The sequence below is a fragment of the Actinoalloteichus hymeniacidonis genome (genome assembly GCF_014203365.1).
In the GTDB taxonomy this organism is placed as follows: Bacteria; Actinomycetota; Actinomycetes; order Mycobacteriales; family Pseudonocardiaceae; genus Actinoalloteichus_A; species Actinoalloteichus_A hymeniacidonis.
On the sequence record NZ_JACHIS010000001.1, the window covers coordinates 709,241 to 722,525 of the forward strand.

General features: G+C 66.2%; 11 protein-coding genes. 9 read left to right on the top strand and 2 right to left on the bottom strand.

The window, feature by feature from the left end; genetic code table 11:
* Positions 1–114: 114 nt before the first annotated feature.
* The gene (locus tag BKA25_RS03300) at positions 115–771 is read right to left on the bottom strand and encodes a YdcF family protein (RefSeq protein ID WP_069852229.1); all 657 of its coding nucleotides are present in this window, start codon (positions 769–771) and stop codon (positions 115–117) included.
* Between the two features lie 9 nt (positions 772–780).
* Positions 781–2,241, bottom strand: coding sequence for a helix-turn-helix domain-containing protein (locus tag BKA25_RS03305; RefSeq protein ID WP_236750387.1), 1,461 nt, complete (start codon positions 2,239–2,241; stop codon positions 781–783).
* Between the two features lie 333 nt (positions 2,242–2,574).
* Between BKA25_RS03305 and tgmA the strand changes: the two genes are divergently transcribed.
* The 9 genes from tgmA to xylA all read left to right on the top strand — a co-directional run bounded on the left by tgmA (position 2,575) and on the right by xylA (position 13,100).
* Positions 2,575–2,928 (top strand): putative ATP-grasp-modified RiPP, encoded by a 354-nt coding sequence (tgmA, locus tag BKA25_RS03310; RefSeq protein WP_069852227.1) that lies wholly within the window; start codon positions 2,575–2,577, stop codon positions 2,926–2,928.
* On the top strand, positions 2,925–3,878 hold the full coding sequence (tgmB, locus tag BKA25_RS03315; RefSeq protein ID WP_069852225.1) for an ATP-grasp ribosomal peptide maturase: 954 nt from the start codon (positions 2,925–2,927) through the stop codon (positions 3,876–3,878). The genes tgmA and tgmB overlap by 4 nt, the downstream gene beginning before the upstream one ends.
* Positions 3,875–5,029, top strand: coding sequence for a methyltransferase domain-containing protein (locus BKA25_RS03320; RefSeq protein WP_069852224.1), 1,155 nt, complete (start codon positions 3,875–3,877; stop codon positions 5,027–5,029). The genes tgmB and BKA25_RS03320 overlap by 4 nt, the downstream gene beginning before the upstream one ends.
* A gap of 568 nt (positions 5,030–5,597) precedes the next feature.
* Positions 5,598–6,851, top strand: a complete 1,254-nt coding sequence (locus BKA25_RS03325; protein ID WP_069852222.1) for an ROK family transcriptional regulator — start codon at positions 5,598–5,600, stop codon at positions 6,849–6,851.
* Between the two features lie 71 nt (positions 6,852–6,922).
* Positions 6,923–8,407, top strand: a complete 1,485-nt coding sequence (locus BKA25_RS03330; protein WP_069854078.1) for a sugar ABC transporter ATP-binding protein — start codon at positions 6,923–6,925, stop codon at positions 8,405–8,407.
* A 143-nt stretch (positions 8,408–8,550) separates the two neighbouring features.
* Positions 8,551–9,483, top strand: coding sequence for an ABC transporter permease (locus BKA25_RS03335; RefSeq protein WP_069854077.1), 933 nt, complete (start codon positions 8,551–8,553; stop codon positions 9,481–9,483).
* 67 nt (positions 9,484–9,550) lie between these two features.
* The gene (locus BKA25_RS03340; RefSeq protein ID WP_069852221.1) at positions 9,551–10,618 is read left to right on the top strand and encodes a substrate-binding domain-containing protein; all 1,068 of its coding nucleotides are present in this window, start codon (positions 9,551–9,553) and stop codon (positions 10,616–10,618) included.
* An 89-nt stretch (positions 10,619–10,707) separates the two neighbouring features.
* Positions 10,708–11,916 carry a Gfo/Idh/MocA family protein gene (locus BKA25_RS03345; RefSeq protein ID WP_069852219.1) on the top strand — a complete coding sequence of 403 codons (1,209 nt, stop codon included), beginning with the start codon at positions 10,708–10,710 and terminating at the stop codon, positions 11,914–11,916.
* Complete coding sequence (gene xylA, locus BKA25_RS03350; RefSeq protein ID WP_069852217.1) at positions 11,913–13,100, top strand: xylose isomerase; 1,188 nt, start codon at positions 11,913–11,915, stop codon at positions 13,098–13,100. Before BKA25_RS03345 ends, xylA begins: the two co-directional genes overlap by 4 nt.
* The last annotated feature ends 185 nt before the right edge of the window (positions 13,101–13,285 follow it).

Below are 13,285 nucleotides of genomic sequence, written 5' to 3' on the forward strand. Positions count from 1 at the left end.
TGGGGCGCGGGCCGTAAACCACCGCTAGGACGCACAGCCGACCCGCCGGTCCAATTTCGCACCGTGATCGATGAGTGGGAAGGCTTACTGCGGCGCACCCAGCGGCGACGGCGTTTAGATTAGGCGGCTGGTGTAGCCGACATCGACCAGCCGGTCGTATGCGGCCTGCACATCGGCGGGCATCTCCTGTTCGATGGCGAAGCCGCGTTTGGCGTACTCGGTGATCCGTTGGGTGTCGCCCACCAGCATGTTGATCACGCGGTTGACGTCGCCGATGCTGTCGACATACTCGTCCAGCGGCAACGGCTGGGAACTGCACAGCACGTTGACCTCCGGCCAGACTTTCCGACACGTCGCATACGCCCGTCGCTGCTGGTAGGGCCGCGAGATCAGCAGGATCGATGTCGGCGCGATCCCAGCGGCGGTCAAGACCGCGCGGCTGTAGGCAAGGTTCTGGTGGGTGTTGGTTGCCTCGGTCTCCACTGTGATCGACTCGGTCGGCACACCGAGGCTGTTCGCGTGCTCGCGGTAATGCACGGCCTCCCCGCGCGGGAACCTCTCGATCGTGGTGGGCGCGTTCGCACCGGTGAACACGATCCGACCGAACAGGCCCTGGTGGTACAGCTCAGCGGCGTAGGTGGCCACACCGAGATCGTGGCTGCCCAAGCCGATGCAGACATCGACCCGGCGCAGTTCGTGGTGCATGTCGTGGTAGGCCCACAGAGTCTCGACATCGGCGCGAACGGCGTGCGGAACAGCGGTCGTCGACATGCCGGGAGGTTACGGTTGCTGTGGGTCGGTGCCGTGCACGCCCATCCGGTAGGCGAGTTGGACGGCGTGGGGCGTCGGGCGGGGAAGCCGAATCACCTCATGAACCAGGATGCGCGACAACCGGTGGTAGCGGACCTGTTCGGGAGCGTACTGTTCGGCGCTGAGCAGCAGTGCTAGCGCATCGTCGATCTTGTTCCACCGGACATAGGCGCGCGCTGTTTCGATGGCGTGGCGGACACGGCGTTCGGTGGGCAGGGCATCGGTGTCCAGGCGGGAGCCAAGGTCGACGGCGACTTGGATGTCGCCAAGTTCCATCGCGGCCGCGACCCGGTGGATGGCGACGTTGGTGGGGCCGAACGCGGTCCAGAGGTAGTTCGCGTCCTGGCCGAGCCGGGTGGCTGTGTGGTCGGCTTCGGCGAGGAATGTGTTCGTGTCGGTGCGGTCCTCCATTCGGGATGAGGCGACCGCGCCAACCAAATGCAGCATCCCATACACGGAGAGGTATTCCGGTGATGCGGTGCCCAGGTCGGATTGCAGGTAGTCGGCTGCAGCGCGGGTGAGCGCAGCGGACTGTTTGAAGTCGCCGATGGACAGCAGGGCGTGGGCAACCGACCGGTACAGCGAACCGATCATCAGCGGGCTGCCGCTGGTGTTGGCTGCGGTCAGCCCCTTGGCGGCAGCGATCGCCGCGAGCTCTGCCTCGCCGAGTTTGGTGAGCAACGCGGTGGCCAAGTGGTGCGCGCTGGCCGCCAACTCGTGCGCCCGCAGACCGTCGTCGCTGCCGGCTCCGTACTGCTGACAGGCGGCTTGGGCATCGGTGATGAGCAGGGGGAGACGCTGGGTGAGCCGGGTATAGCGGGAATTCTGGTAGTCGCTCCACTGCTCGGCGATGTCGCGGGCCAGGGAAGCCAGCCGGACCGGCTCGTCGGTGCAGGGCTGTGAGAGAAACTGCCGGTGGTCCATGAGCGCCACCCGAAGAGCGGGGAGGGTGCGGCGGCCCGGCTCTTCCGACCAGTCCATCAGGACGGGCTCGCTGATCAGATCGCCAAGATTAATGTCCAGTGCGAACGCCAAGCGGCGCAACACCGACAGCCGGTCGAGCGGCAGCACGTCGCGCTCGACTTTGCGCAGCCAGTCCTCGGTGCGCCCCACTAGACCGCTGAGAATCGATTGGGTCAGGCCCCGCCGTCGCCGGTAGAACGCGATCCGTTCCCCGATCGTCATGCCGTCGATCATTCCTCGCATGGGCCGCACCTTCCCATCGCTGGCCGCGACAGCCCCAGAGAAACTCTCCCGGTTCATCGCTTTGGGTGCACCTAACGTCGAACGCAGTGTGATGCCTGCACGGATAGCTTGGCCCACTCGCCAGCGAGCACACCAGGGGAGCGACCGTAATCGTGATCGCGGAAACGCACGCAATACGGAACAAAGCACCATCGTTCGCGCCGTCTTCGCTGGTTTTTCCCGCACGAATGGCGATGCTGATCACGCCTAGGCGGCTTCACCGACCAGGCATTCCCTCTTCCTCCAGCGTGCTGAGGAGTCTGTCTATCGCGCCACGCTTTCCCTGTGAGCCGTAGAACTGCGGAAACGCTGTAGATGGCGCCGTGCACGGTGCTTCCGGTGCGCACACCTAATGACGTTGGGGAACTCGCGGCAAGCCGACACAGGCCCCAGCCCTGATCGGCTCGGGACGCGATCGAACCAATCCTCCCGTTCCGCCGTGCACGATAACTCGGCGCAAGCGAACGGGACCCAACTTGCCGGCCACAACCAGTGTTCGGTATGAGGAAAGGAACCCGAATGACAGCGACCATTGCGCCAGTCGAGTTCGCCGAGGACCCGATAGCCTCGCACTCCGCGCAGTTCCCTTTGGCGCGTTCGTTTAGCCAGCCCTCGGTCGACGGTGTGCCGTCGTCCGCAGAGCTGCGACCATGGAATCTGCGCGCGATGCAGGTGCCCAGGGCAGCGGTGCACCCGCTGCCCGAGTACAGGTACGACCATGAGCAGCAGGCCGCGGTCACCCCGGACGGCCACACGCTGATCGACATCGTCGATGCGACCGCAAACTCGGTGACGGACAACGACGGCGACGAGGGAAGGTCAGAGGACTGGACCTATGATTTCGCCCCCGACCAGCCGTTCCCTGCCCGATGACGGTTCTGATCCTGACGCGTGAGTTCGACATGAGCGCTGACCACTTGGTGCGTGCACTGCGAGAACGTGAAATTGATGTGTGTCGGATAAACACGGCCTGGTTCCCTTCGCAGCTCAGCCTCTCGGCTGAGCTGCGAAGCGGGCGCTGGTCCGGAACGCTGAACACGGAACACCGCACGCTCGACCTCGACGAGGTGCGGGCCGTCTGGTACCGCAGCCCGGAGGCGTACCAGCTTCCCGCCGAACTCAGCGCGGCCGAGCGACACCACGCATTCATGGAAGCGAAATACGGACTCGGCGGAGTGCTCACCTCGCTTCCGGCGTTGTGGGTGAACCATCCTGCCCGTGCCGCAGGCGCGGCGTACAAGCCGGTTCAGCTCGTGACCGCGTCCCGGTCGGGGCTCCGCGTGCCCGACACCGTGATTACGAACGAGCCGTCGACCGTACGGTCGTTCACCGACCGCGGCAAGACGATTACCAAGCTGCTTGGGGCATCGTCGATCTACGAAGAAGGGAAACGCAAGGTCGGGTTCACTCGGCTTGTCGACGAAAAGGACCTCGCCGACCTACGAGGTATCGAGGTCACTACCCACTGTTTCCAAAGCTGGGTGTCGAAGTCCTTTGAGACTCGCGTGACAGTGGTCGGTGACAGGATGACTGCGGTAGCCATCCGTGCGGGAAGCGCGAGCAGCTATGTCGACTGGCGCACGGATTACGACGCGTTGTCGTACGAGCTGACCGAGATGCCCGACGAGGTCGCCAGCGGTGTTCGCCGGCTGATGGACAACCTTGGGCTGAAGTACGGAGCGCTCGACTTCGTGGTCACTCCTGACGGCGAATGGATATTTCTTGAGGTCAACCCCACTGGTCAGTACGGGTGGATTGAAGCCAAGACAGGGGCGGCACTGACTGACCAACTCGCCGAACTACTCGGGGAAGGGACACCGTGATAGCGACAGATGTCGATTGGGCCACCCGAGCCCACCGGCTCGCCAACGCGCTCAAGGAGCGTGGTGACCTCCGGACCGAAGCTTGGCACGGTGCCGTCGCTTCGGTTCCCCGGCATGTGCTCGTGCCGAAGGCGTACCAGCAGGACAGCCAGACCGGACAGTGGCGCGGAATCGACATGGCCTCGCCGGAAGGTCTCGACCTGGTGTACTCGCTGGAAACCCTGGTCACCGCGCTTGATGAACGGAACGGGAGTCAGTACGCGGTGTCGTCGAGTACGAAACCGGATCTCATGGTGCGGATGCTCGAACTACTCGACGTCGACGACACGCACCGCGTATTGGAGATTGGGACTGGTACGGGCTATAACGCCGCGTTGCTGACGCAACGCCTCGGTGACGACCAGGTGTTCAGCGTCGATGTTGACGCCGGTCTCGTGAACGGGGCCCGCGAGCGGCTCGCCGAGTTCGGTTGCCATCCGACGATCGCCGCAGCGGACGGTGAACAGGGCCTACCCGACCACGCGCCATATGACCGGATCATCGCGACGTGCTCGGTTCCGGCCGTTCCTTGGCTGTGGGCCGAACAGCTCGTCGAGGACGGCCGAGTGTTGGTCGACCTCAAGCTCGCTATCGGCGCAGGCAATCTGGTGTACCTGAACCGGAAACCGGGGCGGCTCGAAGGTCGGTTCACCGAAAGGTGGGCGGCGTTCATGGCGATGCGGCACGAGCGAGACGTCGTTACGGAGAACCGGCCGCGGTGCACCGATCGCGCCGAGCGCACCACCAACACGCCGGCGCAACCGTGGTGGTCGCACCGTGTTGTCTGGTTTCTGGCGCAGTTCGCTCTACCACGTGGCGTCACCTACGGGATGCGTCTCGATCCGGACACCAGACAACCCACTGCGGCGACGCTGTCCAGTCCGGATGGTTCCTGGGCCGAAGTGACCCTCGACGAGGTCGACGGTGCCCACCGGGTCGCCGAGGCGGGGATCACGGCACTGTGGGCCGCTGTGGAACAGGCATACGAGCAGTGGCGCGAACTAGGTGAACCAGACTGGCCTCGCCTGGGGCTGACCGTCACTCCGGGTGGACAGCAAGTGTGGCTCGACGAACCCGACGGCGAACACCTGTGGACGCTGCCAACGGTGTGACTGGCGACGCCTTCATACCGGTGTACCCCTGGATAACGAACAGCGCCCCTCGTGCCAACGCAGGCATGAGGGGCGCTGTCGGTTGACCACGCGAGCGGGACGACGGTGCGTAGCCACGAGATGAAGCGATCAGAAGTTGTAGCCAGTGGTTCGGGGCCCGCCTCAGTACTGGCCTCCAGGTCTCGAAGCTGTCTCTGCTTCGGATTCGATCGATCGTCGAGCGCTGGGGCGAATCGATTCGATCGGTTTCTTCGGCCGTGCTGCGCGGGACGTCGTCGGTCACGGACCGTCGCCGCAGTCTCGTGGCGGGGTGGGTAAATCGGCGATCGCCAGGCGGGTGGCTGTGTCGAGACGGTCACCGGGCGTGGCGTGAACACGGTTTCGTGCTCACAGAACGTTAGCCGAGTTAAGGTTTCAAATGAGCATACTTTTGCTGAGATGGTTCACAAGTGTGCCTGGATGTGTTGCTCTGATCGGGTGTTCGGGCCGAAAGGTCCTGGTATTTCACCTTGACGAGTGAGCTGCACCACCTTAGTTTGATGAACCACCCAACGAAGCGAGGTTCTCGGTGCGAGGCAAGCAGGATCGCCCGGTCGATCAGGCCGGGCTGCGCAAGGCGAACCTTGCGTTGATCCTCGACCTCTTGCGCACCCGAGGCAGACAGTCCCGCGCGCAGCTCGCCGGACTCAGCAATCTGAGCAAGGCCACCGTGTCGAATCTCGTCGCCGAACTCGAGATTCGCGACCTCGTCCGGCCCGCGGGCATCGTCGCGGGACGCCAGGGCCGACCCGGGATGCTCGTCGAGGTACAGCCCCGGACGGTGTGCGGCATCGGCCTGGAGGTCAACGTCGACTACCTGGCTGCCACCGCCATCGACCTGACCGGCGAGGTGATCCACGAGTCCCGCGTCCCGCTGGACGTGATCGCCCTCGGCCCGGAACGCTGCCTCGACGAACTCGCCAAGCTGGCCACCGACGTGCTGTCCACAGTCGAGAAACAGGGCGCCTGGACCGCCGGGATCACCATCGCGGTACCCGGCTTGATCGACCCGGTCACCGGTGTCGTGCAGCTCGCTCCGAACCTGCGCTGGCGCCAGGTCCCGATGGCCGACGGGCTGGCCGGTCGGATCGGCTACTCGCTGGCCGGGATCGTCGTCGACAACGACGCGAACCTCGCCGCACTGGCCGAGCAGACCACCGGCAGCGTGGTCGGCGTGACGGACCTGCTCTACATCACCGGTGCTGCGGGCATCGGCGGCGGGATCATCGCCGACGGGGTGCCGCTGCGCGGCGCCTTCGGCTCGGCGGGCGAGGTCGGCCACATCGCGATGGATCCGGGCGGCCTGTACTGCCCCTGCGGTTCGCGGGGCTGCTGGGAGACCCAGGTCGGATTGATCGCGCTGCTGCGCGCGGTCTCCACCCACGAGGACCCGGTCCGCGATCCCTCGCTCGATCTCGAACAACGACTCACGATCATCCGGACGCGTGCCGAGCGCGGCGACCGCCGCACCCTCGACGCGCTCCAGCAGATCGGCTCGGCACTGGGCATCGGCCTGTCGATCCTGGTCAACGTCCTCAATCCGGCGGTCGTCGTCCTCGGCGGCTACTTCGCGACCCTCCAGGAATGGCTCATCGAGCCCGCCCGACGCGAGGTCGCCGCCCGGGTGCTCGGCCCGGAGGCCGCGGGCGCCCGATTGGTGCCCTCGCAACTCGGCTTCAGCGCCGGTAGCCGAGGCGGAGCCCACGCGGCGATGCGGCGGGTGCTCGACGACCCCACTCTTGCCCCGGTTCAGAAAGCGGAAGCGACGGAGGCTCCGGCATGACAGACCAGGACTCCTTGCGGGAGTCGACCCCGACGGCAGGCCAGGCCGGGGAGGCCGAGGTCCTGCTGGAGATGACCGACATCGTCAAGATCTTCCCCGGTGTCCGGGCGTTGGACGGTGTGCAGCTGAGCGTCAAGGCGGGCGAGGTGCACTGCCTGCTCGGCCAGAACGGCGCAGGCAAGTCGACGCTGATCAAGGTGCTCGCGGGCGCCCACCAACCGGATGAGGGCGAGATCCGGTGGCGTGGCGAACCCGCGAAGCTCAGCTCGCCGGTCGCGGCCCTGCGGCTCGGCGTGGCCACCATGTACCAGGAGTTAGACCTGGTGCCCGGCCTCTCGGTCGCGGAGAACATCTTCCTCGGGCACGAGCTCGCCAAGGTCGGGTTCACCCGCCGCCGCGCCGCCGCCACGGCGGCCGCCGACCTGATGCGCAGGCTCGGACACCCCGAGATCCGGCCGAGTGCCGAGGTCGGCGGACTCTCCGCAGCGGGCCAGCAGCTCGTCTCGATGGCCAGGGCACTCGCACACAACGCCCGGCTGATCGTGATGGATGAACCCACCGCCGCCCTGGCTGCCGACGAGGTGGACAACCTGTTCCGCATCGTCGAGGAGCTCACCGCAGACGGGGTCGCCGTCGTCTACATCTCGCACCGGATGGAGGAGATCCGCCGGATCGGCCATCGGGTCACGGTGCTCAAGGACGGCCGGACGGTGGCCACCGATCTCGAGGCGAGCACTCCGACCTCCGACCTGGTCGCGTTGATGACCGGCAAGGCATGGGACGCGGCCTTCCCGCAGCGGACCATGCAGATCGCCGCCGACGCCGCCGAGGTGCTGCGGGTGGAGAACCTCAGCCGCAGCGGCGAGTTCGAGAGCATCGACTTCACCGTCCGTGAGGGCGAGGTGCTGGGCCTGGCCGGACTCGTCGGCGCTGGCCGCAGCGAGATCCTCGAGACCATCGCGGGCGCCAGGAAGCCGACGACCGGACAGGTCAGCGTGGACGGCAAGAAGCTGCGACCGGGCAGCGTCGGTTCGGCCGTAGCGGCAGGCGTCGGGCTGGCGCCGGAGGAACGTAAGAGTCAGGCCCTGCTGCTGGACATGTCGGTGGCGCACAACGTGACGCTGGCCAGCCTGCCCCGGTACAGCAAGCTCGGCTTCTCCGAGCGCCGCCGGGAATTGGCGGACTCCGAGGAGAAGCTCAAGGAACTCGACCTCCGCCCCGCCGATCCTCGGCGGATGATCCGCACGCTGTCCGGTGGCAACCAGCAGAAGGCCGTGGTCGCACGGTGGCTGGTGCACGGCACCCGCGTGCTGTTGCTGGACGAACCGACTCGCGGCGTCGATGTGGGCGCGCGGACCGAGCTGTATCGACTCATTCACGAATTGGCCGCCAGCGGTGTCGCTGTGGTCCTGGTCTCCAGTGAGGTACCGGAGGTTCTCGGGCTCGCCGATCGAGTGCTGGTGCTCAGAGAAGGGCACGTGGTGCGCGAGGCAAGCGCAGGAGAACTGACCGAGGCAGATGTTCTGGACATGGTGATGGAAGGGAGTGCAGCGTGACCGACAAGCCAACATCCTCGGTCGTCGGCTCCGGTGAAGAGAAGACTACGGGCGACTCCACGGAGAATCATTCGGGGCAGAGTGCTTCGCCGGAATCGTCCGTACCGCAGTCCACCGCCCGTTTCGCCGCCACGGGCGGTGGACTGCGACTGGACATCCGCATCCTGGGCTTACTCGGGGTGCTGGTCCTGCTGTGCATCGTCGGTGTCGCCACCTCGGAACAGTTCCTGAGCGAGGGCAACATCTCGACGGTGCTGCGACTGTCCGCCGCGATCGGCGTGGTCAGCATCGGTATGACCTTCGTGATCGCCACCGGCGGCATCGACCTGTCCGTCGGCTCGATGGTGGCGTTGTCCAGTGTCTGGATGACCACGGTGGCCACCCAGTCCTTCGGTATCGGCGCCATGATCTTCTGCGGTCTGGTCGTCGGACTCGGCGCCGGACTGGTCAACGGAATCCTGGTCTCCTACGGCAAGGTCGTGCCGTTCATCGCGACGCTGGCCATGATGGCCTCCGCACGAGGACTCGCCGAGCGCATCAGCGGCAGGCAGACCCAGGTCGTGTCGCAACAGGACTTCCTGAGCTTCTTCCGAGGCGACTTCCTCGGTATCCCGGTCCTGATCTGGATCTTCGCCGCGGTCTTCGCCATCGGCTGGGTGCTGCTCAACCGCACCACCTTCGGTAGGCGGACCCTGGCGGTCGGCGGTAACCCGGAGGCCTCCCGCCTGGCAGGCATCAACGTCAAGCGGCACCTCGCCATGGTCTACGGAATCGCGGGACTGTGCTGTGGTATCGCCGCGATCATGGTCGTCGCCCGAACGACGTCCGGCGCGGCGAGTAACGGTCTGCTCTACGAGCTGGACGCGATCGCCGCCGTGGTGATCGGCGGAACGCTGCTCAGCGGTGGCCGTGCCTCGATGTTCGGCACCCTGATCGGCGTTCTGATCTTCACGGTGCTCGGCAACATCTTCACGTTGAACAACCTCGAGACCGACATCCAGAACATCGCCAAGGGCGTGATCATCGTGGTCGCCGTCCTACTTCAGTACCGCACGCTGAACAACCGCACCACCTAACCGCGCGTCCTGCGCCGGGCGCGGCGCCACACCCGCAGCCCCGTCGACACCGTTCAATGGAGAACACATGTCTGAGAACCCGCTGTTCGCCCGCCGTCGGTTCCTGCTGGGCGGCTCTGCCATCGGCGCAGGTGTCCTGCTCAGCGCCTGCACCTCCAACGCCACCCCCGGCGAGGAGAACAACCAGGCCATCGCCCAGGGCGGTGGTGACAACGCCGCGCCCGGCGAAGAGGTCAACATCGGCTTCTCCGCCCCGTCCGCCGACCACGGCTGGATGGCCGCGATGACGCGGAACGCCCAGGCACAGGCCGACGCGTACTCCGACGTCGTCTTCAACGCCACCGAGGGCACCAACGACGTCAACCAGCAGATCGCCCAGGTCGAGACGCTGATCAACTCCGGCGTCGACGTCCTGATCATCCTGCCGCACGACGGCGCAGCCCTGACCTCCGTCGGTCAGCAGGCGATGGACGCGGGCATCCCGGTCATCAACGTCGACCGGGTCTTCGACAGCCCGTTGGCCTACCGGATGTGGATCGGCGGCGACAACTACCGGATGGGCGTCAACGCCGGTAACTACATCGGCGAGCGACTGAAGGAAGAAGGCGTCGACGACCCGGTGATCGCCGAGGTCGCGGGCATCGACTCGCTGCCGCTGACCCAGGAACGCAGCCAGGGCTTCGCCGACGCGCTGGAGCGGCACGGCTTCAGCGTCACCAACCGCGTCGCCGCCGAGTTCACCGTCGAATCCGGCGAATCCGAGACGTCCAACCTGCTCCAGGCTGCGCCGAGGATCCACGCGCTGTGGAACCACGACGACGACCAGGGCATCGGCGTGCTTGCCGCGATCGACAACGCGGGCCGCAACAACCCCGACGAGCTATTCGTCGTCGGCGGTGCGGGATCGTCGAACATGATGACCTACATCGAGGACCCGGAGAGCGTGGTCGCCGCGACCGTTCTCTACAGCCCCTCGATGTGCTCCTCGGCGGTGTCGATGGCCAGGCTGCTGGGCCAGGCCAAGGGCCTGGCAGACCTCGCCGAGCACGAGATCCCCGCTTCGCTGACCACCTACTCGGCGGTCGTCACCGCGGACAACGTGGCCGACTACCGCGACGTGGGCTTCGAGTCCTGATCAACCGTGCGGCGGGGGAGCCGAGGGTGCGGGCCTGCCTGCTCGCCGTCCCCCGCCGCGCTTGACGCACAAGAAGGTGAGGAACGCGCATGGCAGGCAGCGACGGCATCGGCGTGGGAATGGTGGGCTACTCCTTCATGGGGGCAGTCCATTCCCAGGCCTGGCGTAGCGTGCACCGTTTCTTCGACGTCCCGCTGATCCCGAGAACCACGGTTCTCGCCGGTCGGGACGTGACCAAGACGACGGCCGCGGCCGAGCGGATGGGCTGGGATTCGGTCGAGACCGATTGGCGCGCGTTGATCGCCAGGGACGACGTCGGCATCGTCGACATCTGCACCCCCGGCGACACCCACGCCGAGATCGCCCTTGCCGCCCTGGCAGCGGGCAAGCACGTGATCTGCGAGAAGCCGCTGGCCAACACGGTGCCCGAGGCCGAGGAGATGGCCAGGGCAGCGGCCGAGGCCGCCACCAAGGGCGTGCGTTCCATGGTGGCGTTCAACTACCGGCGGGTGCCCGCGTTGGCGCTGGCCAAGAAGATGATCGCCGAGGGCAGGCTGGGCAAGATCCGGCACGTGCGCGCGGTGTACCTGCAGGACTGGCTGTCGGACGAGAACGCGCCGCTGGCCTGGCGACTCCGCAAGGAGAAGGCCGGTTCCGGTGCGCTGGGCGACATCGGCGCGCACATCATCGACGCCACCCAGTTCATCACCGGCCAGACGATCTCCGGGGTCTCGGCTCTGACCGAGACCTTCGTGCCGCGTCGGCCGCTGCCGGTCGAGGCCGCAGGCGGGCTCACGGCGGGCACCGTCGACGGATCCAAGCCGGTGGAGTACGGCGATGTCACCGTCGACGACGCGGCGTTGTTCCTCGCACGCTTCTCCGGCGGGGCCGTCGCGACCTTCGAGGCGACCCGCTTCGCCACCGGCCGCAAGAACGCCATGCGCCTGGAGGTCAACGGTTCGGCAGGCAGCCTGTCCTTCGACTTCGAGTCGATGAACGAACTGTGGTTCCACGACGAGACGCTGGACCCGGCCGAGGGCGGATTCCGCCGCATCGTGGTCACCGAACCGACCCATCCGTACCTCGGGGCCTGGTGGCCGCCGGGACACGGACTCGGTTACGAACACACCTTCACGCACGAGGTCGCCGACTTTTTGACCGACATCGGCACCGGAGTGGACCCGAGCCCGAGTTTTGCCGATGGTGCTCAGGTACAGCGTGTGCTGCATGCGGTCGAGCGCAGCGCCGCCGATTCCGCACGCTGGACCCCGATCACCGAACCGGAGGGTGACGCATGACCACGCCTGCATCGACCAACGCGACAGACCCGTTCCAGCCTCGGCCGGAACACAAGTTCAGCTTCGGACTGTGGACCATCGGCTGGCAGGGTGTCGATCCCTTCGGCGTCGCGGTGCGTCCGCCGTTGGACCCGGTACGAGCGGTGGAGAAGCTGGCCGAGATCGGCGCGTGGGGCATCACCTTCCACGACGACGATCTGATCCCGTTCGGCTCCAGCGAAAGCGAGCGCGACCGGATCATCGCCTCCTTCAAGGACGCGTTGGCCGCCACCGGCATCGTGGTGCCGATGGCGACGACGAACCTGTTCGGCCAGCCGGTGTTCAAGGACGGCGCGCTCACCGCCAACGACCGGGACATCCGCCGGTACGCCCTGCGCAAGATGCTGCGCAACATCGACCTCGCCGCCGAGCTGGGTGCCGAGACCTACGTGGTCTGGGGTGGCCGTGAGGGCGCCGAGTCGGCTGCGGCCAAGGACATCCGGGTGGCGTTGGACCGCTACAAGGAGTCGCTCGACCTGGTGTGCGCCTACATCCGGGAGCGCGGCTACTCGATGCGGCTGGCCTTGGAGCCCAAGCCCAACGAGCCGCGCGGCGATCTGCTGCTGCCCACCATCGGGCATGCGATCGCCTTCATCAGCACCCTGGAGCACCCCGAGATGGTCGGGGTGAATCCGGAGGTGGGCCACGAGCAGATGGCCGGAATGTCCATGGTGCACGGTGTCGCACAGGCACTGTGGCAGGACAAGCTCTTCCACATCGACCTGAATGGCCAGAATGGTCCGCGCTACGACCAGGACCTGCGATTCGGTAACGGTGATGTCAAGAGCGCGTTCTTCCTGGTCGATCTGTTGGAACACGGTGGATACACCGGACCCCGGCATTTCGACTTCAAACCGCCGCGTACCGAGGACGACGAAGGCGTCTGGGTGTCTGCGGCTGGTTGTATGCGCAATTACCTGATCCTTGCCGAGCGGGCCAGGGCTTTCCGCGCCGACCCCGAGGTCGCCGAGGCATTGAGTGCCTCGCGTATCGGATCGCTCGCGGTGCCGACGCTCGCCCCCGGCGAGACGTTGTCCGACCTGCGTGACGAGGAGTTCGACCCGGTCGAGGCAGGCCAGCGCGGCCTGCACTACGAGCGGCTCGACCAACTGGCATTGGAACATCTGTTCGGCGCTCGCGGATAACCGAATGGTGTTCTGATACTAAAAAAGCCTGCCTCGGTGGCGGCCGAGGCAGGCTTTGTCGCACCGAATTCAATTGAAGGAGGCACTAGCCGCTTCGCGACAGCCCCAACTCGTCGAACGACTGATTTAGGCCGGCCGTCGACGAGTCCCGGTGACAACAAGGAGAAAAATACCAGTGCAACGGA